Origin of the sequence: Paraburkholderia sp. BL17N1 (assembly GCF_003634175.1) — a bacterium.
Classification (GTDB): Bacteria; Pseudomonadota; Gammaproteobacteria; order Burkholderiales; family Burkholderiaceae; genus Paraburkholderia.
Genome location: NZ_RBIW01000002.1, coordinates 937,400 through 959,709, shown reverse-complemented (window position 1 = coordinate 959,709; position 22,310 = coordinate 937,400). Strand labels below are relative to the sequence as shown.

22 protein-coding genes and 2 pseudogenes are annotated in these 22,310 nt (G+C 61.1%); 7 read left to right on the top strand and 17 right to left on the bottom strand.

The features are described 5' to 3' along the window. Window positions 1-292: 292 nt before the first annotated feature. The 4 genes from B0G82_RS24210 to B0G82_RS24195 form a co-directional block, all read right to left on the bottom strand. On the bottom strand, window positions 293-796 hold the full coding sequence (locus B0G82_RS24210) for a lipocalin-like domain-containing protein (protein ID WP_241974820.1): 504 nt from the start codon (window positions 794-796) through the stop codon (window positions 293-295). 136 nt (window positions 797-932) lie between these two features. Then, window positions 933-3,170, bottom strand: coding sequence for a xanthine dehydrogenase family protein molybdopterin-binding subunit (locus B0G82_RS24205; protein WP_121309291.1), 2,238 nt, complete (start codon window positions 3,168-3,170; stop codon window positions 933-935). Window positions 3,171-3,194: 24 nt separating this feature from the next. Then, window positions 3,195-4,202, bottom strand: coding sequence for a xanthine dehydrogenase family protein subunit M (locus B0G82_RS24200; protein WP_121309290.1), 1,008 nt, complete (start codon window positions 4,200-4,202; stop codon window positions 3,195-3,197). Between the two features lie 11 nt (window positions 4,203-4,213). Next, window positions 4,214-4,762 carry a (2Fe-2S)-binding protein gene (locus tag B0G82_RS24195; RefSeq protein ID WP_181916842.1) on the bottom strand — a complete coding sequence of 183 codons (549 nt, stop codon included), beginning with the start codon at window positions 4,760-4,762 and terminating at the stop codon, window positions 4,214-4,216. Between the two features lie 214 nt (window positions 4,763-4,976). On the opposite strand from B0G82_RS24195, the pseudogene B0G82_RS24190 reads away from it, so the two are divergent. Beyond that, a pseudogene (locus B0G82_RS24190) lies at window positions 4,977-5,135 on the top strand (DUF1330 domain-containing protein); the annotation flags it as partial. A 35-nt stretch (window positions 5,136-5,170) separates the two neighbouring features. On the opposite strand, the gene B0G82_RS24185 reads toward B0G82_RS24190, so the two are convergent. The 5 genes from B0G82_RS24185 to B0G82_RS24165 all read right to left on the bottom strand — a co-directional run bounded on the left by B0G82_RS24185 (window position 5,171) and on the right by B0G82_RS24165 (window position 9,643). After that, the gene (locus tag B0G82_RS24185) at window positions 5,171-5,605 is read right to left on the bottom strand and encodes a YciI family protein (RefSeq protein ID WP_116146096.1); all 435 of its coding nucleotides are present in this window, start codon (window positions 5,603-5,605) and stop codon (window positions 5,171-5,173) included. Window positions 5,606-5,746: 141 nt separating this feature from the next. Then, on the bottom strand, window positions 5,747-6,991 hold the full coding sequence (locus B0G82_RS24180) for a citrate synthase (RefSeq protein ID WP_121309289.1): 1,245 nt from the start codon (window positions 6,989-6,991) through the stop codon (window positions 5,747-5,749). A gap of 107 nt (window positions 6,992-7,098) precedes the next feature. After that, on the bottom strand, window positions 7,099-7,488 hold the full coding sequence (locus B0G82_RS24175; RefSeq protein ID WP_121309288.1) for a VOC family protein: 390 nt from the start codon (window positions 7,486-7,488) through the stop codon (window positions 7,099-7,101). Between the two features lie 25 nt (window positions 7,489-7,513). Beyond that, window positions 7,514-8,830: an MFS transporter gene (locus B0G82_RS24170; RefSeq protein ID WP_121309287.1), complete on the bottom strand. Its 1,317-nt coding sequence runs from the start codon at window positions 8,828-8,830 to the stop codon at window positions 7,514-7,516. A gap of 54 nt (window positions 8,831-8,884) precedes the next feature. After that, on the bottom strand, window positions 8,885-9,643 hold the full coding sequence (locus tag B0G82_RS24165; RefSeq protein ID WP_121309286.1) for an SDR family oxidoreductase: 759 nt from the start codon (window positions 9,641-9,643) through the stop codon (window positions 8,885-8,887). Between the two features lie 314 nt (window positions 9,644-9,957). Here B0G82_RS24165 and B0G82_RS24160 point away from each other — a divergent pair, with 314 nt between their 5' ends. After that, window positions 9,958-10,920 carry a D-glycerate dehydrogenase gene (locus B0G82_RS24160; RefSeq protein ID WP_121309285.1) on the top strand — a complete coding sequence of 321 codons (963 nt, stop codon included), beginning with the start codon at window positions 9,958-9,960 and terminating at the stop codon, window positions 10,918-10,920. A 157-nt stretch (window positions 10,921-11,077) separates the two neighbouring features. Here B0G82_RS24160 and B0G82_RS24155 read toward each other — a convergent pair whose 3' ends face one another. Then, window positions 11,078-11,551: a PRC-barrel domain-containing protein gene (locus B0G82_RS24155; RefSeq protein WP_116146086.1), complete on the bottom strand. Its 474-nt coding sequence runs from the start codon at window positions 11,549-11,551 to the stop codon at window positions 11,078-11,080. Window positions 11,552-12,016: 465 nt separating this feature from the next. Beyond that, a pseudogene (locus B0G82_RS40610) lies at window positions 12,017-12,127 on the bottom strand (haloacid dehalogenase type II); the annotation flags it as partial. A 62-nt stretch (window positions 12,128-12,189) separates the two neighbouring features. Here B0G82_RS40610 and B0G82_RS24140 point away from each other — a divergent pair. After that, complete coding sequence (locus B0G82_RS24140; RefSeq protein ID WP_116146084.1) at window positions 12,190-12,699, top strand: hypothetical protein; 510 nt, start codon at window positions 12,190-12,192, stop codon at window positions 12,697-12,699. A gap of 27 nt (window positions 12,700-12,726) precedes the next feature. On the opposite strand, the gene B0G82_RS24135 is transcribed toward B0G82_RS24140, so the two are convergent. From B0G82_RS24135 to phaP, 3 genes are all read right to left on the bottom strand, one after another. Next, entirely contained in the window at window positions 12,727-13,053 is a 327-nt protein-coding gene (locus B0G82_RS24135; RefSeq protein WP_116146083.1) for an H-NS family nucleoid-associated regulatory protein, read from the bottom strand. A 1,048-nt stretch (window positions 13,054-14,101) separates the two neighbouring features. Next, window positions 14,102-14,623: a hypothetical protein gene (locus B0G82_RS24125; RefSeq protein WP_116148968.1), complete on the bottom strand. Its 522-nt coding sequence runs from the start codon at window positions 14,621-14,623 to the stop codon at window positions 14,102-14,104. Between the two features lie 171 nt (window positions 14,624-14,794). Next, entirely contained in the window at window positions 14,795-15,289 is a 495-nt protein-coding gene (gene phaP, locus B0G82_RS24120) for a TIGR01841 family phasin (protein ID WP_121309284.1), read from the bottom strand. Window positions 15,290-15,705: 416 nt separating this feature from the next. On the opposite strand from phaP, the gene B0G82_RS24115 reads away from it, so the two are divergent. Further along, complete coding sequence (locus B0G82_RS24115; protein WP_121309283.1) at window positions 15,706-16,194, top strand: NUDIX hydrolase; 489 nt, start codon at window positions 15,706-15,708, stop codon at window positions 16,192-16,194. A 135-nt stretch (window positions 16,195-16,329) separates the two neighbouring features. On the opposite strand, the gene B0G82_RS24110 is transcribed toward B0G82_RS24115, so the two are convergent. Beyond that, window positions 16,330-17,622, bottom strand: coding sequence for a divalent metal cation transporter (locus B0G82_RS24110; protein WP_121309282.1), 1,293 nt, complete (start codon window positions 17,620-17,622; stop codon window positions 16,330-16,332). 405 nt (window positions 17,623-18,027) lie between these two features. Here B0G82_RS24110 and B0G82_RS24105 point away from each other — a divergent pair, with 405 nt between their 5' ends. Both B0G82_RS24105 and B0G82_RS24100 read left to right on the top strand, forming a co-directional pair. Further along, window positions 18,028-18,834 (top strand): transglutaminase family protein, encoded by an 807-nt coding sequence (locus tag B0G82_RS24105; RefSeq protein ID WP_121309281.1) that lies wholly within the window; start codon window positions 18,028-18,030, stop codon window positions 18,832-18,834. A 427-nt stretch (window positions 18,835-19,261) separates the two neighbouring features. Beyond that, entirely contained in the window at window positions 19,262-19,798 is a 537-nt protein-coding gene (locus B0G82_RS24100; protein WP_121309280.1) for a hemerythrin domain-containing protein, read from the top strand. Window positions 19,799-19,964: 166 nt separating this feature from the next. Here B0G82_RS24100 and B0G82_RS24095 read toward each other — a convergent pair whose 3' ends face one another. Together B0G82_RS24095 and B0G82_RS24090 are read right to left on the bottom strand one after the other, a co-directional pair. Further along, entirely contained in the window at window positions 19,965-20,474 is a 510-nt protein-coding gene (locus tag B0G82_RS24095; RefSeq protein WP_158608190.1) for a phasin family protein, read from the bottom strand. A gap of 103 nt (window positions 20,475-20,577) precedes the next feature. After that, window positions 20,578-20,853 carry a hypothetical protein gene (locus B0G82_RS24090; protein WP_121310810.1) on the bottom strand — a complete coding sequence of 92 codons (276 nt, stop codon included), beginning with the start codon at window positions 20,851-20,853 and terminating at the stop codon, window positions 20,578-20,580. Window positions 20,854-21,159: 306 nt separating this feature from the next. On the opposite strand from B0G82_RS24090, the gene B0G82_RS24085 reads away from it, so the two are divergent. Next, window positions 21,160-22,026: an SDR family oxidoreductase gene (locus B0G82_RS24085; protein WP_116146070.1), complete on the top strand. Its 867-nt coding sequence runs from the start codon at window positions 21,160-21,162 to the stop codon at window positions 22,024-22,026. Window positions 22,027-22,310 lie beyond the last annotated feature (284 nt).

Genomic DNA, 22,310 nt, shown 5'->3' with positions numbered 1-22,310 from the left:
AGCCTTGTCCGAGTAGGGGCGAATCGTCGAGCATGGAAATCCCTGATATCGCCAGGCATAACTATTGTTTTAAGCGGAGGCCGCGGCGGAGGGACGTGTTAAGCCGCCACCGTGTCCATCACACTTCGAGGACGGTGCATGATCGTTCTGGCTTAAATATGATGGACGACAATTCGCTTACAAGAAAGGTCTTTAGATTCGCCTTGTGGTTCCTGATCGACGAATCGACGTGCGCCGCATTCGGGACTGGGCGCTGGCGATGGAGGTTATGCACCGCAAGTTGTGCTGCTGCTTACTTCATTCGTTGCCACACGACTTTCGATGCACCATATCCGAAACTCCCGGGCGTGACGTAGGTCAGCCGGTCCCCATCGAGGGTGAATGGGCGCCGTTGCACATCGCCGTCCCAGTTCGGAAAGGTACTTTTCTGAATGTGGAAAACGATCACCTGTCCGGCCGGATCGACGGTATAGGTGCCAAAGTGCGCGAAGTTGCCCTGGACGATGCGCTCGTTCTCTTCGGAGGTACCCGACAAGCGGTTACCCGATGCGAACTTCGGCAAGTCCCCGCGAACGCCAAGCAGAACATAGCGGCCGTCGCTGCCGAAGATGAGTTGCCCGTACGGATGCGGACCGAGCACTTCGACTTCGCTGCCACTTCTCGAGACGGTCAACGAGACCAGAGACCATGAACCCGCCACGCCAGGCGCCGCCTGAGCAAAAGTCTTTGGCACAGCGAGACATAGTGCGAGGGCCACCAGCGCGGCGGCCCTCAGGGTTTGCAGCAAAGGAGTCATGGCGTTCTCCGGCACGCGCGAGGGCGGAACCATTCTCTTCGACTATCGGCGTGCGATGCCTGGTTCGTCTTCGATCATCGCAAGACAAGCTAATAGCATAGCTTTCCCGGCCACGACTTCCAATGAACATCGGTCCTCAAGTCATTTCCGCCGCCAGCAGATCTTCGATCATGATCGGCAGCTTGCGCACGCGCACGCCGGTCGCATGACAGGTTGCGTCGGTGATCGCCGCCGCGATGCCCGCAAGCCCGATCTCCGCAATCCCGCGGGCGCCGAGTTCGTTGAACACGGTATCCGGATGATCGAGAAAGGTCACGTCGAGTTCGGGCGTGTCCGCGTTCGTCGCAACGACGTAATCGGCCAGGTTGCTATTGATCGGTGCGCCCGTCTGTTTGTCGTACGTGGTGTGCTCGAACAGCGCCATGCCGACGCCCATCACGACTGCGCCTTCGATCTGGTTGCGCGCGGCGCGCGGGTTGACGATGCGTCCTCCATCGATCACCGTGACGACGCGGCTCACGCGCAACCGCGCGATCTCCGGTTGCCACGTGACTTCGACGAAGTGTGCGCCGTACGAATAGATGGAGAAGCGTTTCTTCAGCGGATCGTCGAAGCCGCCCTTGGCGCTGCCGCTGCCCGACGCGGCGCGCATCTTCGCTGCTTCGAGAATCTGGCCGAACGGCACGCCGCGCTGCGGCGCTTCGCCCTTGCGATGCACGTGTCCCGCGCTGAACGCGAGTTCGTCCTCACGTGCGCCTTTGAACGGCGAACCGTCGACGGTCGCCGCACGCGACAGCAAAATCTTGCTGGCCGCGCGCACCGCATCGAGCACGGCGGGAATCACCGATGCCGTCGCCGCACTGCCACCCGAAATCGGTCCCAGCGGCAACACGGAATCGCCGAGACCGACCTCGATGCGCGCGAGCGGAATGCCGGTTTCTTCGGCGACCAGTTGTGCGAGCACCGTGTACGTGCCGGTACCGATGTCCTGCGTGCCGCATACGACCCGGGCGCTGCCGTCCGCTCGCAGATCGACGTCCGCCGCAGCGGAGAAGCGCAAGCCTGGCCAGACACACGCGCCGACACCCCAGCCCAAGGTCAGACCGTCGCGCTGCATCGAGCCGACACCCGGCGTCCGCTGCGACCATCCGAAGCGCTCGGCGCCGGTGCGCAAACATTCGACCAGATGCCTTGAAGAGAAGGGCAAACCCGTGCTCTCGTCCACGCGCGGTTCATTGCGCAGCCTCAACTCGACGGGGTCGAGGTTCAGCACATGCGCCAGTTCGTTCATCGCCGATTCGATTGCGTACAGGCCGGGCACGGCACCCGGGCCGCGCATCGACGTCGGCGAGCCGACGTTGCGGCGCGCAAGGCCCGAGGTCACACGCAGATTCGGCGTGCTGTAGATGAGCGGCGTGACTTCGCCACAGCTTTCCTGGTACTCGTCGGCGATCGCGGTGTGGTTGACATAGTCGTGCTGCAATGACGTGAGTTTGCCGTCGCGGTCGGCGGACATCCGCACACGCTGTTGCGTGACGGGGCGATGGCCGACGTTCTGAAACATCATCTTGCGGCTCACGACCAGCTTCACCGGACGGCCCATCTGACGCGTCGCCGCCGCCGCGAGCAGTGTGTGCGGCCACATCCAGAGCTTGCCGCCAAAGCCTGATCCAAGATAGCGGGAGATCACGCGGATCTTTTCCTTCGGCACGCCGAGCATCTGCGAGAGCGTGCCCAGGTGAACCGTGATGGCCTGTGTGGTCTCGTAAAACGTGTAGTTCTCTCCATCCCAGTCCGCGATCGACGCGTGCAGTTCGATCGGGTTGTGCGTTTCCGTCGGCGTTACGTAGGTTGCGTCGAGCGTCGCCGGCGCAGCGTCGAACGCACCGTCCGGGTCGCCGCGCTCGCTCTCAACCTTGGGCTTGTCGTCGGCCTGGAGTTCGTCGCGCACGTCGTGCGGCGTGACTTCGTAGCGGGCGGCGATCGCCGCCGATGCCGCGCTCGCCGCTTCGAAGGTATCGGCGATCACGACAGCGATGTACTGGCCGTAATAGCGGATGATGTCGTCCTCGAAGGGCGGCCGCGCTTCGTCGACATAGCCGGTCTCCATCGAGTTGCCGGAGATCCGGTAGAAGCGGCCGATATTGTCTCGATGCAGCACCGCGTGCACGCCGGGCATCGCCTCGGCCTCAGCGATATCGAGCGACACGAGCCGGCCGCTGGCGATCGTGCTGCACACGGGCACGGCTATCAGCAGATCGGGCAGATCCACGTCGGAGGTATAGATAGCGCCGCCGCTGACCTTCAGCGGTCCGTCGACGCGCGCTTGGGGCTGTCCGATCACGGACAGCACGGAGTCGGGCATGGTGGACATGGTGCGTTCCTTTCGATGGACGGTTCAGGGCGTCGCGGCCGTAGCCTGCGTCAGTGCATGGACGATGCAGCGGCGCGCGAGTTCGACTTTGAAGCCGTTCTGGCTTTGCGGCTTCGCATTTGCAAGTGCGGCATCCGCGGCCTTGCGGAAGGTTGCGGCGTCGGGCGTTGCGCCGCGCAGCACGGCTTCCGCTTCGAGCGCGTGCCAAGGCCGCGTGCCGACACCGCCGAGCGCGACGCGCACATGCCCGATGCGTCCGCCGTCGAGCGTCAAGACCACGGCGGCCGACGCCAGCGCGAACTCGTACGACGCGCGATCGCGCAGTTTCAGATAAACGGAACGGGCACCCGCGGGAAGAGGCGGTAGTGTCACGTGCGTGATGAGGTCGCCTGCGTCGAGCACGTTCTCACGCTGTGGCGTTGCGCCCGGCAACACGAAGAAGTCGTCGATCGCGATGCTGCGCGCGCCGTTCGTCCCTTCGATGTGAATGGTGGCGTCGAGCGCGGTCAAGGCGACGTTCATATCCGACGGGTTGGCTGCGATGCAGGCGTCGCTGGCGCCGAGAATCGCCAGCGTGCGATTGAATCCCTGGATGGCCGGACAGCCCGAGCCCTGCTCGCGCTTGTTGCATGGCATCGCAGTATCGCGAAAGTAGACGCAGCGCGTGCGTTGCAGCAGATTGCCGCCGGTCGTCGCCATGTTTCGCAATTGGGCTGAGGCTCCGGCGAGCAGCGCCTGCGACAGCACGGCGTACGGCGTACGGATCAGCGGATGCAATGCGAGGTCGGCGTTGCGCGCCGTCGCGCCGATCTTCACGCCGCCGTCGGGCAGCGCTTCGATAGTGTCTAGCGGCAGCCGGCTGATGTCGATAACCCGCGTCGGCCGCTCCACGTTCAGCTTCATGAGGTCGAGCAAGGTCGTGCCGCCCGCCAGAAAGCGTACTTGTGCGCCTTGCTGGGCCGTTGCCGAAGTTGCGCCCGCCGCGATCGCGTCACGCACGCCGTTGGCGCGCGACAACTGGAAGATTTCCATGATGGCGCTCCTCAGGACTGGCCGCGCACGCGCTGGATCGCCGCGACGATATTCTGATAGGCGCCGCAGCGGCACAGATTGCCGCTCATCGCTTCGCGCACTTCCGCGTCGGCGGGCCCGACTGCTTCATCGAGCAGCGCGACCGCGGACATGATCTGGCCCGACGTGCAGTAGCCGCATTGATAGCCGTCGCATTCTACAAACGCGGCCTGCATCGGGTGCAGTGCTTCGGGCTGACCGATGCCTTCGATGGTGGTGATTTCGTCGCCGGCGTGCGTGCCGGCGAGCGACAGGCATGCGTTCACACGCCGTCCGTTCACGTGCACGGTGCAGGCGCCGCATTGGCCGTGGTCGCAACCCTTTTTGGTGCCGGTGAGGTGCAAGTGCTCGCGCAGCGCATCCAGCAGCGTGGTGCGCGGATCGAGCGACAGCGTGTAGAGATTGCCGTTGACGGTCAACTCGACAGGCATCGTCGCGTTCGCGGAAGGCTGGCGGCTGGTTCGGGCGGCGTCGGGATCGGCGCTCTGTTGCGGGGTCTTGGAGGCGGTCTGTTGCATCATGCGTTCTCCTCATGGCGAGAGAGGCCACGATCCGGCGACAATGGGCGCGGCCGGGCGGCGGGCTGAAGCGGGATTTGGACCCATTGGCGAACGATTCGCCGGGTATCGGGCATTCGGGTAGCGTGCGTCGCAACACGCGTCGCGCACGCCAGATGATGGTGCAGCAAATCTGATGCCCAGGTGCGCCGCCGCGGAAAGTCATTTGAGGCCCTAGCAGGTTCTTGAGGGCGACGCGCCTGAGGGTGTGGTGATCGTGCAGTTTCCGTCAACAGAAGCCGCGCGTGCGTGGTACGACAGCCCGGCGTATCAGGAAGTCGCTCAGCACCGGTTCAAGGGCGCGCGTTACCGCGCGGTTCTCGTCGAAGGCGTGTGACGAAAGGCGGTAACGATCGCGCGTGTGGCGTTTTTTTACTCTTTACTTTGCCTCGATTCAATCTGCTGCCGAAGCCGCTCTTCGTTTTCCTGAAGCTCGGGCGTGAACGCCTCGCCAAAATCCGCAGCTTCGAAGAACGGACGAATTTCGATTTCAGAGTCGCTTGCCATCGGGTTCGGGCAGCGGCGCACCCATTCAATCGCTTCGTCCATTGATTGCACTTGCCAGATCCAATAGCCCGCGATCAATTCCTTGGTTTCGGCAAACGGACCGTCGACGACGGTTCGGTCCTGGCCGGAGAATCTGACGCGCGCGCCTTTCGAGCTCGGCTTCAGTCCGTCGCCGCCGAGCATGATGCCGGCCTTGACCAGTTCCTCGTTATATCGGCCCATCGCCTCGATAAGTTCCGTGCTGGGCATTTCACCGGCTTCGGATTCGGCGGTCGCCTTGACCATGACCATGACGCGCATTGGGATTCTCCTGTCTAAAGTTGGGCCCCGGATTATGTGGAAGATGTCCGGTGCCTTCAATACCACGACGAACGAACGCGCGCGAAATCGACAGTCGATCGAAAGTTTTGTGTTTTAGCCGAGACCGGGCGGACGCGCTTCTCAGCGCTCGACCACCTTGAATACCCGATTCTTGTCGAGCGTAGCTGGGTCGAGCGCCTTCTCGCCGCCTTCAGCGGGCAGCGCGGGGCTGACGTCTTCCAATGCGCGGCCTGTGTAGCGGCCCCGTGGCCGAATGACCTTGCCGACCCGGAGTTGCTCGATGCAATGCGCCAGCAAGCCCACGCTCCGCGCCGTTGCGAATAGCGCGAACGACGCGTCGCGCGGCAACGCCAACTGTGCCGCCAGTGCGGCAAGCGCAATGTCGATGTTCGGCCTGAGGCCGGTCAGTTCAACCACCTTGTTGATGAACGACGTGAGTTCTCTAGGCGGATCGAGCACCTCGAGCAATGCGGCCGCCCGCGCATCGCCGTCCGGGTAGAGGTGATGCCCGAATCCTGGAATGGGCGTGGCCGACTGCAAATGATGCACCACGACATGCTCCGCGCCGAGTCTCCCGACGTCGTCGAACACGGCTCTCACGCGGCCTGACGCATCGCCATGCAGCGGGCCTGAGAGCGTCGCGAGCCCCGTGAGCAGGCATCCCGGCAAGGATGCGCCGGTGGAGGCGGTAATTCTGGCGGCGAACGCCGAACTCGTCGTCTCGTGGTCGGCCACGAGGACCATGGCGCGGCGGATGAGTTCGGCGCCTGCACGGTCCTGGCCCCAACCCAGCGCGAGCCGTTCATGCGTGGGTTGTGCATTCGCATCGCGGCGCGCGCCAAACGCCTGCGCGATCAGCGCCACGAGCCGGCCTGCCTCGACATGCAGTGCACTGTCGGTGCGTCCGAGGGTGGAATGACCGCAGGCCGCGAGCGCCGCCAGCGACGTGAACGCGCATTGCCGGCCGCGCTCGCCGCCCTGTAGCGGCAGGTCACCGGGTTCGAAGGAGACGGGCCCGCGCGCGTTCCAGAGTATGGCCGCCACGTCTTCGAGCGTCGCCGTGTCCGAAAGCCGGATGCTATCCCGTCCGCGGTAATACGCCCGCCCTTTCGAGAAGGTGGTGATGCCGCTGTAAATGCACGGCTCGGTGCCGAATATGGTTCCGGCGGCGAGCGCCTCGCGCTTGCGTCCAACCTGTTTTTTGCGGCACAGACCGGCCACGTCTTCCGCACGATAAAGGCTCTTGCGCGGGTCATTCGGATCCGGCATGACCGCGATGTTGCCTCGACTGACGTACGCATAGATAGTTTGCGCTTGCACGCCGAGTTGTCGAGCCGCTTCAGTCAGCGTGATCCAGTTTCGCATGGGATGGCAAGCAAGGTGATGCAGCGGAACGGGCAGCAGAGCCGTTGCCAGGCGGATCGCGCCGTACCTTCGAGCGCAACCGGTCGAGCGTCAATATTGACGGCTTTTCAGGTAAAAGTCATCTCGGCGGGTCGCCGCTCAAGGATCTCGACCAGAATGTCCCCTGGCGATCGCACGAAGCAGGCTCTCACGCCGGGGCGAACCTGCTTGATCGGCTCGACGATTTCCGCGTCGCAGCGCGTCAGATGCTCGAACGCGGCATCGAGATCGTCCACGACCACACCGAAATGATCGATGCCCTGTTTCCGCTCGCCATCGGCGCGGCCGGTTTGCGCGCTCGCCAACGCCGTGATGAAAAGGTTGATGCTGCCGATGCGCAAATCCACCCGCCCCGGACGACGCACGATCTCGGCGTTCAGACAGCGCGCAAACCATGCGGCGGTGGCTTCGGCGTCGGCCGAGCACAGTTGCAGATGATCCCACTTGAATTCAATCATACGATTTCACCGATGGTCAGAGGCATCATAGTTCGATGCGGGAGAGTTTCCCCAGCAGCACGGAGTACGAGAACGCGCCGAGCAGGCATATCGCGCCCATCAGGTTGAGAGCCCAGTAGAAATGGCCGGTGTGGTGAGTGATATAGCCGATCATGAGCGGTGTCGTCACGCCCGCAATATTGGCCGCGAGGCTGGTGATGCTGCTCGTGAGCCCCACGTATTGGCGCGGCGCGATTTCGGAAACGGCGGCCCACGACATCGACCCGACACCCTGCGCGAAGAACGCGATAGTCAGGATGGCGATCACCGCCTCGTTCGACTCGACAAAATTGACGAGCATGATCGATGCTCCCAGCAGCGTGCCGATAATGAGCGGCGTCTTGCGTGCCGTGGAAATCGATACTCCGCGTCGAATGAAAAAATCCGAGAGGGACCCCGCAAGGAGAATGCCGGCCGTCGCGCCGATAAAGGGGAGTGCCTGGAAAATGCCGACCTTGATCATCGACATATGCCGCGCTTCGATCAGATAGGTCATGAACCACGTGGTGAAGAAGACAAGCAACGTGTTGTTGCAGAACTTGCCCATGCAGATGGCGAGAATCTGCCGGTAACCGAGCAGCTTGAGCGCCATACGCCAATCGAACTTCTCGCGCGGCTTGCGCGCGGCCGTCGAGCCGTCGCTGATGTATTGAAGTTCGGCGGCATTCACACCGGCGTGCTGATGCGGGTCGCGATAGACCCGGTACCAGACAAGACTGAACAGAATGCCGACGCCGCCCGTGACGTAGAAGACCATGCGCCACCCATACGCTGCGGAAATCCACAGCAACAAGCCGGTGAACAACGGCGTGCCGATGTATTGCCCCATGACATAGACGCTGGTCGCGAAGCCGCGCTCGCGGGCGGGAAACCACAACGTCACGGCGCGCGCGTTGGAAGGGAAAGCCGGCGCTTCCAGCGCGCCGATGGCGAGCCGCGAGCCGAGCAGCATGTGATAGCCGCTCGCGAGACCTTGCGTTAGCGTGGCGAACGACCAGCCGACGAGGGACAGCGCATAAGCAACACGCGAGCCGAGAATGTCGGTCAGTATGCCGCCGGGCACCAGCCCGATAGAGTAGGCGAGGCCGAATGCGGCAAACAGCTCGCCCATCTGCATCTTGTCCAGCGCCAGGCCTTTCGCGAGGCCCGGCGCGACGATGCCGAGCGCCGACCTGTCCACGTAGTTGAGGATGGTTGCCGCGAGCAGCATCGAGAGCACGACGTATCGCACTCTGGAGCGCTTCGTGGTATCCGCGTAAGCCGGGTTTCGCGCCGACAATGTTTGTTCGTCTACGACTTTCATAGCTGTCTCCAGTGCATTGGCCGGTTGTTCTTTTTATAGTGGCGTGAGGGCGGTTTATCCGCGGCCGACGAACGGCATCGCGCTCGCCATGATCGTCATGTTGAGAACATTGGCTTCGAGCGGAAGACTGGCCATATGCACGACGGCGTTCGCGACGTGCGTCACATCCATTCTTGCTTCAGGCGCCATGCGTCCGTCCGCTTGCAGTACGCCGCGGTTCATGCGTTCCGTGAGCGATGTGGCCGCGTTACCGATATCGATCTGGCCGCAGGCGATGTTGAACGCACGTCCGTCCAGCGCGATCGAGCGGGTGATTCCGGTGACGGCGTGTTTTGTCGCCGTATAGGCGATGGTATGCGGCCTCGGCGAGTGAGCGGAGATCGATCCGTTGTTGATGATTCGTCCGCCTTGAGGAGACTGCGCTTTCATCAAGCGATAAGCGGCCCGAGCGCACAGAAAGACGCCGGTCAGATTGGTGGCCACGACATCGTTCCAGAAATCGGCGTCGTAGTCTTCGAGCGGCACGGCTCCCGCGTTGCGGCCTGCGTTGTTGAAGAGCACGTCGAGCCGTCCGAATGCCTCGGCTATGCGCGAAAACGCGTGCTCGACCGATGCCGCGTCGGCAACGTCGGCTTGAAATACATGCGCTTCTCCACCGCCCATGCCGATGGTTTCCTTCGTTTCCAGCAGCGGCTCGGCTCTGCGCCCGATCAGCGCGACGGCGAATCCCGCATTGGCGAGCGCCACGGCGGCGGCGCGGCCGATGCCGGAGCCGGCGCCGGTCACAGCGGCAAATTTCTTCGATGCAGGCATTTCACTTCCTCTCGACAGTTCGGTTGAACACGGGAAGCAGAGTTGCATTCGCACTATCCGTCGAGCAATCTTGATTCATTGAATCAACATCTGGGCGCCTTGCCGATGGGGCGCGCACCAGGGTTTTCCTGATGCGCGTGTTGCCGGCAGCGCGCGGGTTCGGGCTGGGAAGAAAACGAATCGCAACGTGCAGGGTGCGCTGCGAACGAATAAACGGGTGAATCGTTTTCGATAGTTGATTCATCGAATCAACATTGACGGTCCCGCTCGCGGTTTCGTAGTCTCTCGACGTCTGCCTACCCCAAGGAAACATCATGTCGGAAAATAACCGCACCAGGCTGTTGATTGCGCGAAAGGTGCCCACAGCCGTGGCGAATCGCGCGAAGACCGAATTCCATGCCTTCGTGACCGAGTCCGATATGGACGCGTGGTCTGTCGTCGACTTTTGCAAAAAGCACGAAATGCCGGCCGTATTGATCGGGAAGAAGTCCGGTTTGCAGGCAGAGCACATTGCCGCGCTGCCTTCGACCGTGAAGATCATTGCCAACGCCAGCGCCGGTTTCGATCACATGGACGTGGTGGCCGCCCGCGAGAGGGGAATCGTCGTCACGAACGCACCCGATGCGTTGACCGAATGCACGGCCGATTTTTCCCTGCTGCTCGTGTTGGCGGCCTGCCGACGCGCGTCCGAATATGAACGGATCATGCGCAACGGCTGGGGCAAATCATTCGGGATGACCGAGATGCTGGGTATGCGCGTGAATGGCAAGACGCTCGGCATTGTCGGATTCGGGCGTATCGGACGCGCGGTCGCGAAGCGTGCACAGGGGTTCGGCATGCGCGTGATCTATACGGACATCAACCGTGCGGCTGCGTCGCTGGAAAATGGCGCGACGTTCTACAGCAGTCTCGACGACATGCTGCCGCACTGCAACGTGCTGACGCTACACGTGCCGGGCGGGGGCGCCCCGTTGATGACGAAAAAGGAATTTGGGCTCCTGCCGACCGGCGCGGTTTTTGTCAACGCGGCGCGTGGTGCACTGGTGGACGAAGACGCGCTCTACGAAGCGCTGACTTCGGGACATCTATTCGGCGCAGGGCTGGACGTGTACCGGAATGAGCCCACGGTCGATAAGCGGTTCGCCGGACTCGACAATGTGTTCCTGACGCCTCACATGGCGAGCGCCACGATGGAGACTCGGGATCAGATGGGTTTCACGGCGCTGGACAATGTTGCCGCCGTGCTGGATGAGCGGCCTGCCTTGAATCCGGTCTGACGTTCGCTGCCTCGAATACCTGTCGGGCCCGCTCCATTCGAATACGGCTTATGGATTGTTCGGTGCGCTTGCGCCCACCGCAATGAGGCGCGGTGGGCGCAAGCGCTGGAGCGACAGACTAGCCGTCCGCCTGGCACGGCTTACCTGTTGGTGTTATTCAGTGTTCGCTCGGTCTGATGGCAGGGTCGCTTTCCACCACGTCATGGGTCGCTGCCCAGTACGGCTGGCGATTGTAGTAGCTGTAAGTCGACTCTCCCCACTTCGCGTCTGCCATGGTCGGCCAGTGATCTTTGTCGAAACCCGGATCGTCTTTCAGACGCTGTGCGGTAATGTCGACGAAGAAGCACTTCTGGTCCGTGTCGAGCGTCAACGCACTCCATGGAATGGCGTGCAGGGTGGAACCCATTCCGAGAAAGCCGCCCTCGGAAAGTACCGCGTAGGCGATACGTCCGTTCCTGACGTCCAGCATGATGTCCGAAATTTTCCCGACGTGTTCGCCGTCAGAGGACATGACCTTGTTCCCGTCGAGCGTTGCCGCGGCCATGATGTCCGGTCCCGGCCCTTCGCCGATACCACCACCGACTATTTCCGCTCCGCGGCCGGTGTCACCTTGCGGGTTGATTGAGCCCATGATTTACCTCCTTCGAAAAAGGTAATCCAGTGGCGCGCAAGCGGCGTTCCTGAGTGGAGCAGGTTGGTGTCAGGTCTTTGAGTCGACCCAAATGCGGCCCCAGACAGTGGCGTAATGGATTGCCTGTTCATGGTCGTAGAACAGGTCCAACGAGGCGAAAGCTTGCGGCGGCCGTCCTGGCTGTTCGATAACGAGGTCGGCGGAATGCAGACCATCGCCAGTCGGCGTCGTACTTGCGCGGAGACCATACCCGCGATGAAAGCTGATTCTGGTGGCCGGTGTGTTCGGCAGAATTTGCATTTGATTTTTTGGGGTAGCGACACCCCGCGCTCTCTCAGTGGCGCGATTGTCCCGTCAATATGTGAAGGCTCGATGACGAGAATTCGATTGCCGCTGGAAGCAATTTGTACGACAAAATGCCGGTGCGTGTAAGCCGAGCCGCTATGTCGGGCAGCCGGGGAAATCTCAACTCTGTTCAGCATGCAGGTCCCTCTGTTGGCCTGGGCCGTGTTCGACCCGGCGCACGATGAACGCCGTTTTCAAGCCACATCGACGTGCCGCTGCGAGGTCGCCGTTGGAGTAAGCTGACTGTATTAGAGGCGCGCCATGCCGCGCCGTGTCAGACTGTGGAGCACGTCATGAAAACGCTCGACGCAACATCGCGCACGGGCCGCGTCGTTGCGTTGGTGGTCTCGTCCGCCGCTTTGTCCGGTTGCTACTACTACGTGCCGTACGGCTACGTTCCCTATGGCGGTGTGCCGACGGTCGCCGGGCAGCAATATCCTTTCTCGACGGCCGGCACAGCGGCAGATGGTGCGGTTGCGTCAGATGCGACGGTGGCCACGAACACCTATATCGCCCCAGCCGTGCCCGTCTACGTCGCGCCCGCGTATTACCCGGTTGCGTATCCCTATTACGGCTCGCCCGCGTGGTGGGGCCCCTCAGTGTCACTGAGTTTCGGCTATTGGGGCGGCTGCTGTTATGGAGGCGGCCGATACGGCTACTGGGGTCACCACGGCTACTGGGGGCACGGATATCCGGGCGGTTGGGGCGGTCATGGCGGCTGGGGTGGCGGCGGATATCCAGGGCACGGTATGGGCGGCGGCCACTACTATGGCGGTGGCGGAGGCCACGGGCGTTCGCATTGAACGCCCGGAGCGACGCACCCTGTCAGATCAGGACGCCCGAACTGTCGCGAGGCGTGTGCCCGCGAACGGGTCACGACTCCAGTCGATGACAGGCCGTTGACGGCTAGCCGATGTCGACGGTTTGTCGATCGCAAAGTGCGCCAGTGATTGCCCAGCGCTCGTGGCTTGCTTAAGCCACTGCGGCATGTCGCCCTTGCCGTCCCAGGTGTCGCCGAAAGCACTGCGATATCGCGCCGACTTTTGACGCGCCCTGTCTTCGGCGATTGCCGCCTTGAGGTCGCCCACCTTGATGCCCACGGTGGTCATCTTGCGGCGCAGATAAGCGATCATGCTGAGGCGTTTCTGCTCGTCCATGTCGTTCCCCTTCGAAGTTCCAGCCTTGTAGCGGGCTCGTGTTGTCTTGCCTTGCCGACACGTCCCGTCACCACACAATTCGGATGTGGGAAGTATCGTGTCGACGAAAGTCGGTGTCGATGTGCGATTTCTGAAAACACTGTTGCAGGCAGAGTGCAAAAACTTTCGCGACCCTTGATGACAGCTCCGATCTCGACGCGCCACGAAAATCGCTGCCGTGTTGTGTGGAGGTATCGGGTCAAAAAACATTCGCTTTCGTTTCGACTTTCTGCGCCCTATAACGTATTTGCAGGGGCGACTATTGCGTGTCGGTGGGTCCATGAAATCCATCGACATTGCCTGTTCGCACGCCATCCCGCGTCCACAGACCTTCGCTTGGCGCACTGCGCTTCGCTTCTTCCCAATTGCCTGAAACTTTGGCCTCGGGCGATTGGCCCACGGATTCGAAGACGGCTTCGCATCCGTACATCCTGTATAGATTTGAACCGCGCGACACGCGAATAACCAATCACATGGATGGAACTCAATCTAGCTTAAGGAGCCGACATGAAATTACGATCGATGGGTGCTTCTGCTTTCGGATTGTTTATTGTGGCGGGGTTGGCGTATGCGCAAAGCATGCCCGATGCTGCACAACCCGCCCCCCAGCAAAGCGCCGCAACTCAGGCTGATTCTTCGCCCAGTAGGGGGATGGAGGCCTACGGCGGCACGCCGGATACCCGTATGCAAAGCGGCGCGAGACATGCCAGGTCGTGCAGGGTGGACCCGCAATGCAACGTTTTTTTCGGGGGCAGCTAAAACCAGCCGGCGGCGCGCGAGTCGGCAGCAGACGGTCCTGTCTGCTCGCGTCGGAAAAGGGACCGGCACCGCTGGGCGGGCTGGCCGGCTCCGCTTTTCATCCATTGAGGTTCGCGCGCGTTCTGGTATGACAGGTGTTTGGATAGGCGAAGCGTCCGCCGGCTTCAGGAGCCGGCGGAAAACGCTTTGCGCTCCGAGTTTGAGTGCTCGGGAATCTTGATCTCGAGGTATGGGCCAGCAGCGGCACGCGTCAGGACGTCGACCGTGGTCCGGGCCAAGGCCAGCCTCTTTTCTCATCGCGCGCATTGACTTCCGCGGCCGGCACGACCTTAGCCGGTGCGTCGACCGGACCCACCTCATTAGGGACATCGCGCAATGGTTCAGCCGGAGCGTCTTTACTATGATTCGACAGTCCGGTGCCGAACCAATTTACTTTCTTCCGGAGGTAGCCGGCATACGCATTCCAGCCCTCGGGATTTCCGTCGAACAGGTTCCGCTGAACGGCCGATGCCAGAGCGTCACGGTTGAGTTCCGCCGCGAGCAACTCACTCGGCCATAAGAAAAATGAGCGGCCGACGTGTGTGCTGAATTCGGCCACCGTCATTGTCGGTGCCAAGGCTTTGAGGAACGCGAAGTCCTGCAGTGAAGCATGTTTCTGCACGAGATGGGCCACTGCGGCGCCCGGTTCGTTCGCGTCGTTTAAACAGTTCAACGCGGCGAGAATGTCGCCCAGGTGAAGCAGCAGTTCTCGTCGATCAAATCGATCGTCCATCGCAGAGTGTCCGGTCATTTCGTCCTTGGCTGAAGTGCGCTGTCTCGTGGTGCTGTTCTGAAGCAACCCTACGCAGCGTTAGTCGCTTCTCGATACATCCGGTTCAGGAAAAAGAAATGCGAACCGAAGTTCGCATTGGTAGACACAAAAAGTCTGGAAAGACGCAGGGTCTTAGTGAACGGCGGACACGCTCGTCACGAACTGCTTGGCGGCCTTGTTAGCCGATTCATACGTTGCATTCGCTGCCGAGAGAACCGAGTTCCACGCGGCAATCGCGGATTCGCTTCCTGCCGGCGTGTTCTTCTGAAGGCTTTCCGCGAAACCTTGCGCGTCCCGTTGGAACTGCTGGCCTTGCGCGGTCGCTGCGGCGGAGATTTCGCTCTGAACGCCGGACACGATTTCATGAACCTGGCGGCCGTATGCCACCACCTTTTCCGCCACAGGCTGGGAGAGGCTTGCTTGCAGCGCGAACAGTGCGCCCGGGTTGCCCGCTGAAAGTGCTTTGGTGACGATTTCCTGGTTTTCGGCGAGGACCGCTTTGCCAACTTGCAAATTCAACGCGACCAGCTGCTCGAAACCTGCAAATGCTTTGTTCGTCAGGCCGAAAAGCGCCTCGAGGCTGGACTGTTGGGCGGCAACCAATTGTTGGGGAATAAGCGTGCTCATCACTGCTCCGTAAAGGTAAGGCGGCAAGAGTGCGAGGGGCTCTGAATAAAAACAAAACCGCGCGCCAAGAGGGGAAACGTAAATTGCTGCGCTGCAACAAAACCCATTGTACGGGGGAATATTGGGATGTCAATCGGTTTCGTCGTGTGGTCGAAGAATTTCTTTGCGGCTGCCAGTGCACCTCTCGCAAGACGACGCCAGCCGGGCCTGATGACGCAGGCTCCGTTGAATCAATTCGCCGCTACGCTGTCTGGACAGAGGTCACGGTCCAAGCTCGACGGACCGCGACGATGAGTGCTCGGGTGGCTAAACTACGGTTTCCCGGCAGTGCTGTGACGGACGCCGAATCATTGAGGCCGCACTCACGCATCGCCCCGGGACACCCTCTTGATATGAAAAACAAAAGGAGAGAATGCATGCCGAGCGTTGAACGAGCACGACCAGCTACGCTTATCGACTCTATCTGGCGCATGGTGCTTCGCCTCGGATTCCAGCTCGCTCGCGTCTGGTGGCACGTTCGGCGGCCTCGTCACGAAGGCGCGCTAGTAGCAATCTACGTCGGGCGCTCGCTGTTGCTCGTGAAATCGTCGTACCGGGCCGAGTGGAATTTTCCCGGCGGAAGCGTGCGGCCCGGTGAGGCTCCTGATGCGGCAGCGCGGCGCGAAATGGAAGAGGAAATTGGCCTGTCGTCTGGGACACTAGTCGCCGCGGGCAGTGCCTGCGGCGTTTGGGATGGGCGAAAAGACCAGGTGCATTTCTTTGAACTGCACCTCGATCGCATGCCGGAGTTGCGGCTTGATAACCGTGAGATTGTCGCCGCGCATCTGGCATCGCCAGAGGAATTGCACGGCATCGCGCTGACGAAGGCGGTCACTGCGTATCTCGGCAAGAATGTCCGCGGTTAGTCGGTCCTTTTCCTGTTGGGCCATCTCGACGGCTCCAGGTGACGGGCGATAGCCGGCCGGTCACGCCTGATCTTGTCCTTGGCTGCATGCGATCAAACGACACCTGCCTCGCTCGGCTGAATTCGATTGGCGCGCTCAGCCTAGCCACTTGCATGCGAATTCAGCGACCAGTGCCGCGCCTGCAAATACCGTGGCAAGCCAGCACAACGCGCGCAAGGTCCAATGCGCGCTGAGATCGCCCACTGCCGAGCGTTTCATGCTCAGCAGCACAAGCATCACCATGACAGGCGTAGCTGTAGAGCCGTTGAGCACAGCGCTCCAGTAAAGCACCCGCACAGGCTCGATCGGCACGAGCGTCAGTGCCACGCCAATCATGACGCCAAGCGCCATCACGACAAGCAGCGCCCGCGCAACCGGCCGGTTGCGTTGCCTGCCGGCGCGCCGGTCCCGCGCACTCACCGCGGCGTTGGCCGCGGACCCGGCGAGGGGTGGCAGCGCGAGCAGCCCCGTACCGATGAACGCCAGCCCGAGCACGTGCGTCGCATATCCACCGGCTAGTGGCCGCAGTACGCTCGCGGCATCCTGGACGTCGACAAGACCATGGCCGCTCACGTGAAGTGTCAACGCGGCCGCTGCCATGATGAATAAGCCAATGGCGTTCGAGAGGATCGTTCTGACGAGCGTGTCGCCGCGCAATTTCTTCAACTGAAGGTCGCCCCGTGCGCGGTCCGGGACGGCCGCTTGAGGCGAGTGTTCTTCGATCTGCTGTTCGGCTTGGGCGAACAGCAGATACGGGCTGATTGTCGTACCCAGCACCGCCAACAGCATTTTGAAGTAGTCGACGCTCCATGTGATTCGCGGCACGACCGCGTGTAGAGCGAGCGTTGTCCATGACGGATGGCTTGTCAGCGTAACGCCGACGTATGCAAACAGGCACGCTGCGAGCCACTTGAGAATCCGCGCATAGCGCGCGTAGGGCACAAACCACTGGAGCGCAATCGACAGCATGCCGAAGACCGCGGCGAACAGCGGTACTGAACCGTGCCATAGGAGTTGCGCGCCGACCCCCATCGCGACGACGTCAGCCGCGATATTGAGAATGTTGGCAACGAGAAAGCGCGTCACGGCGAGATAGAACAGGAGCCGCGAATAATGCTCGCGCATGTTCAGCGTCAGCCCTTTACCCGTCTGCGCGGCGATTCGTGCCGCGACAAGCTGGAACGCCACCATCGATGGATACGACAGGGCACACATCCACAGCATGTCGTAACCGAATTGCGCCCCGGCTAGCGAATATGTCACCACACCGCTAGGGTCGTTGTCTGTGGCGGTTGAAACCAGTCCGGGGCCGACATGGGTGGCCCACGAATGCGCCGGCAACTCGTCGCGCGCATTCACACTTCGTTCATGTTCGCCCACTGCAGACATGGTTCTCCTTGCGCCGCCGCTGGCAAAACCCGGCTGTCTCGCGCGACTGGCTTACCTTCGCTGACGCTTATCTTCGATTGTTGCCGGGATGCCATTCAGGCGGCCACATTCGTACTGTTCGTTAAGTCAGGTGATTGCGCCAGTCGCGCCATACGCCTCGCCTGTTATCGAGTCTCTACTGCTGCGACGCCAGCAGCATTTTGCTTCGACGCACTTTTTGTGCCGGACTTGTTGCCGTGCCGTGCCGGTATTCCTCCGGCGAGGGAGCGCCAATTGGTTGTGTCCGAGCGCTTTTCCGCGCGTATGAGGACAGTCTCCCGCAGGATCGACCGTGCGCTGGGAACGAGCGTTGCTCTTCCCCATGGTTACCGCCTTGTTCACAGTGCCGCCGAAAAAGGTAATCGAATGAAACTTCGCGTGGGTTATGAGTTGGTGTACGAGTGTGCGCAATCGACGCCGATGCTTCTGATGCTGAATACGCACAGCTCCCGCGCTCCAGACATGGTCGTTCCTGATCACGTCATTACGCATCCCTGGGTTTCGCTTCGGCAGTATCACGACTCGTTCGGCAACCTTTGCACACGTCTTACCGCCCCGCCCGGGGTGCTCACGCTATCGGCGCGCGGCGTATTCGAGGTGCCGCCGCATCACGAGCTAATCGGGTCCAACAACTATCAGAACGCAGTTGAAGAGTTACCCGACGAATGCTTGATGTTTCTGCTCGGCAGCCGCTACTGTGAGACTGATTTGCTTTCGGAGGTTGCGTGGCAAATGTTCGGCCACACGCCGCTCGGCGGAGCTCGCGTCCAGGCGATTTGCGACTTCGTGCACAGCCATATCCGCTTCGACTACAACTGCGCGCGGCCCACCAAAACAGCATGGCAAACGTGGCAGGATGGTGTCGGCGTCTGCCGCGACTACGCGCATCTCGCGGTCGCGCTGTGCCGTGCGATGAACATTCCTGCGCGCTATTGCACCGGCTACATCAGCGATGTGGGTCTTCCGCCTCCCTACCCACCGATGGACTTCTGCGCCTGGTTTGAGGCGTATCTGGGAAACAGCTGGGAAACCTTCGATCCGCGGAACAATGCGCCGCGCACGGGGCGCATCCTGATGGCACGCGGCAGGGATGCCGCCGATGTCGCGATCAGCAATACGTTCGGACCGACGTCGCTTACCCGATTTATGGTCGTTTGCGAGCCAGATGGATGAGCGCTGAGCGGTCGTTGCCGGTATCGTCGCCGACGGTTTATGTCCCGGCCGATAATCAAAAGATGAAGGCGCGTCGTCATCGATTGGCTGGTGGTTTCAACGAGCAGGGAGCGGGAATGGTCGTTGCGGGCGCATTCGTTCAAGTCTTCAGGAAATGATAAAAGTGAGATTCGAGGCAGTCTGTGAGAAGCCTACGGAATTAGGTCGGCTCGAAAACCTGATCTTATGAATTGATCGGGCGAGAGCCGGCCGAAGCGTTTCAGGCGCCACGCGTCGGTCGCCTGGCGCCTGACCGAATCTTGAACTTCGTGTCGCCTCCCACGTCGCGTTAAGTCCCACGCTGAGTAGGCACGCGGGTTGCGAAAGATCGTGCTGAACCGCTGCAAGCAGCCGCGTTGCAGTCAACCCTATAGCCGAGGAGATCGACATGGAAACCACGAAACAGGACAAAACAGAAACGGGCTCGGGCGCGCTCGACGCACTCGCTTTCCTCGAGGCCGAACATCGCGCCGTGGAAAAACTCTTCAAGGCATTCGAGAAAGCGGCCGACGACGATCTTGAAGCAAAGTCGGCGCTCGCGCAGCGTGCCTGCGAAGAGCTTTCCATTCACACGATGCTCGAAGAGGAACTGCTTTATCCGGCCGCACAGGAAGCGTTACCTGACAGCGACGCGATAGACGTTGAGGAAGCCTATGTCGAACATTTCCTCGTCAAGACCTTGATCGCCAAATTTGAAACCATGAAGGCTGGCGACAAGGGCTTTGATGCGACCTTTAAAGTGATGAGCGAGATGGTGGGCCATCATGTCGAGGAAGAAGAGGAGGAACTCTTTCCGGAGCTGCGCAAAACTAGCTGCAATCTCCGCGCACTGGGTGAAAAAATGGCCAGGCGTAAGGCGGAATTGCAGAGCAAGCTGGATGCGGCAGGTAGCAGGCTGGTCGGCGACAGGTCACTTACTGCCTAACTCCGGATGCGCGATAACCGGCGCATGCGAGCCACGCTTTGGGACGATGCCCATGGCGCAACGGGCGCTGCGCTATCAATTGCCGATACTGCAATAGAGCGAGATTTTCAGCGGCTGCGAACGCATTGACGCGACGCGCCGCCCCTTTATCTTCCCCGCTCTGCATCTATTCCGCTTCTACAACGCTCGTGCCGAGCGAAGCGTTCTTCGCGATGTTCTCGGCGAATTCCTGTGCGTCACGCTGATACCGCTGGTGCTGGGACGGCGCGGTTGCAGACAACGCAGTCTGAACGCCTGACATGATTTCGTAGACGTGACGGTTATATGCCGCGATTTTCTCCGCCGTGGGTTTCGCGAGGCTTGCCGATAACGCAACCAGTTCTTCAGGTCTCGAGGACAACGCCTTGGCCATCAACGCCTGGTTTTCAGCGAGCGTTGCTTTGATCACCTGCAGATTCAATGCGGTCAGCTTTTCGATGCCATCGAACGCGTTGCTCGAGAACGCGAATAGCTGCGTGATAGCGGCGGTCTGTGTGTCGACCAAACGTAGGGGGTTTAGTGTATTCACGGATGCTGCAGATGGGAAAACGACGAGTGTTTGAAGTTGGATGAATTTGCGGGCGCGTACCGCGGGCAAAACAATTCCTGCGGTACAAGCAAAGGTAAATTCTGGCAAATGGGGCTCCTCGACTGAGCCCCTCTTACGTCCAAATCGCGGCGGCATCAAACTAGCGCGAATCAAACGAGCCGACCACGGGCGATGTCAATCGGTACGTTAATCAGTTTCCGCCGGAACCAGGGTTTGTAGCCGACGCCGGCGTGGCGGCGCTGGGCTTCTTATGCATCATCTTCTTGTTCGAGGTGGCTCCGGAAGTCGCCATGCTGTTTGTCCCGGTGGCGCCCGAAACCGTGTCAGTTGAACTGTTTGCATTGGGCTTACTCATGCCAGTTCCGCCTTGACCCGCAGCTGCCCCTCCGCCCGCGCCTTGTGCATAGGCGCTTCCTGAGATGGCTACAAATAGTGCGGAAATGAAAATACCTTTTGTGACTTTCATAAGAGTCTCCTCAAACATTTAGCAGTTGCCGGGATCGGCACAACGGCCGCGTCTCCATTCGCGCAATTCCTGTGCCGTGAGCGGGGGGCGCCGCCGCACCGCGAAATGAAAATGCCGATTTCTCCTTGCGGTAGGTCGTAGGCCTCTGCATTCACATCTGGCGTATCGCGTCCGGAGTGCGTATAGCCGCGTGTCTGACGGTGGTTCGGCTCGGCGCCCCACGCGGGCCCGAACGTTGCTGTGAGCAAGCTAGCTGCGACCTGCTAAGGCACACCGCTTACGTCATTACTGCTTCTGGAGACTGTCATGACCGACACGCATCGTCCTACGCCACCTTTTCCCGATCAGCAGCAGGATCAGACACCCGGACAAACCGCGCCGATGAAGCCGCAACCGGATCACGGCGAGAAGTCGTACAAGGGTTCGGGCCGCCTTGCGGGCAAGGCGGCCATCATTACCGGTGGCGACAGCGGCATTGGCCGTGCCGTCGCGATCGCGTTCGCGCGCGAGGGCGCGGACGTGTTGATCAGCTACCTCAATGAAGACGACGATGCGCGTGAAACCGCGCGCTGGGTGGAGGAGGCTGGCCGCAAGGCGTTGCTGCTGCGCGGTGACATCACCAACCCGGCGCATTGCAAGGAGATCGTCGAACGGGCGGTCGAGGCATTCGGGCGGCTCGACGTGCTGGTCAACAATGCGGCCTATCAGATGAGCTATCCATCGCTCGAAGATATTAGCGACGAAGAATGGGACAAGACCTTCGATACCAACATCGGCGCGATGTTCAGAATTACGCGGGCGGCGTTGAAGTATATGAAGCCTGGCGCCTCGATCGTGAATACGTCGTCGATTAACGCGGATCATCCGAATCCCGGGTTGATCGCCTACGCGACTACCAAGGGCGCGATTCAGAATTTCACTGGCGGCCTGGCTCAATTGCTGGCGGAGCGGGGCATACGGGCGAACTGTGTCGCGCCGGGTCCGATCTGGACGCCTTTGATTCCGTCGACCATGCCGGCCGAGAAAGTGCAGAAGTTCGGCGAACAGGTGCCGATGAAACGTCCGGGTCAGCCGGCCGAACTGGCCGCCGCCTATGTGATGCTCGCCTCCGATGAAGCCAGCTATATCTCGGGCGCAACGATCGCGGTGACGGGCGGGGCGCCGATTATCTGAGCCGGTGAAGCCGTCATAGGAATTACTCCGGGCAGGCGTTGCTTCGATCGGCTGATTGGCGCGAGCGAGCAAGCAAGCAGGGGAGCTTTCGTGCGCGTCGCCTGGACCGCGACGCATGTTCCTTGCAAATGGCAGACGGCGCATTCACATCGGCTTGGAGATAGTTGGCATCGGCAATCGAAGACCTCGTCGTCGCGGCGCGGCCCGATATTTGCTGCTGCGTCCTTACACCAGCGCAGCGTTTTTGCGCGCGGTAGTTCGACTGCGGATCTGTCGGCGGGGGC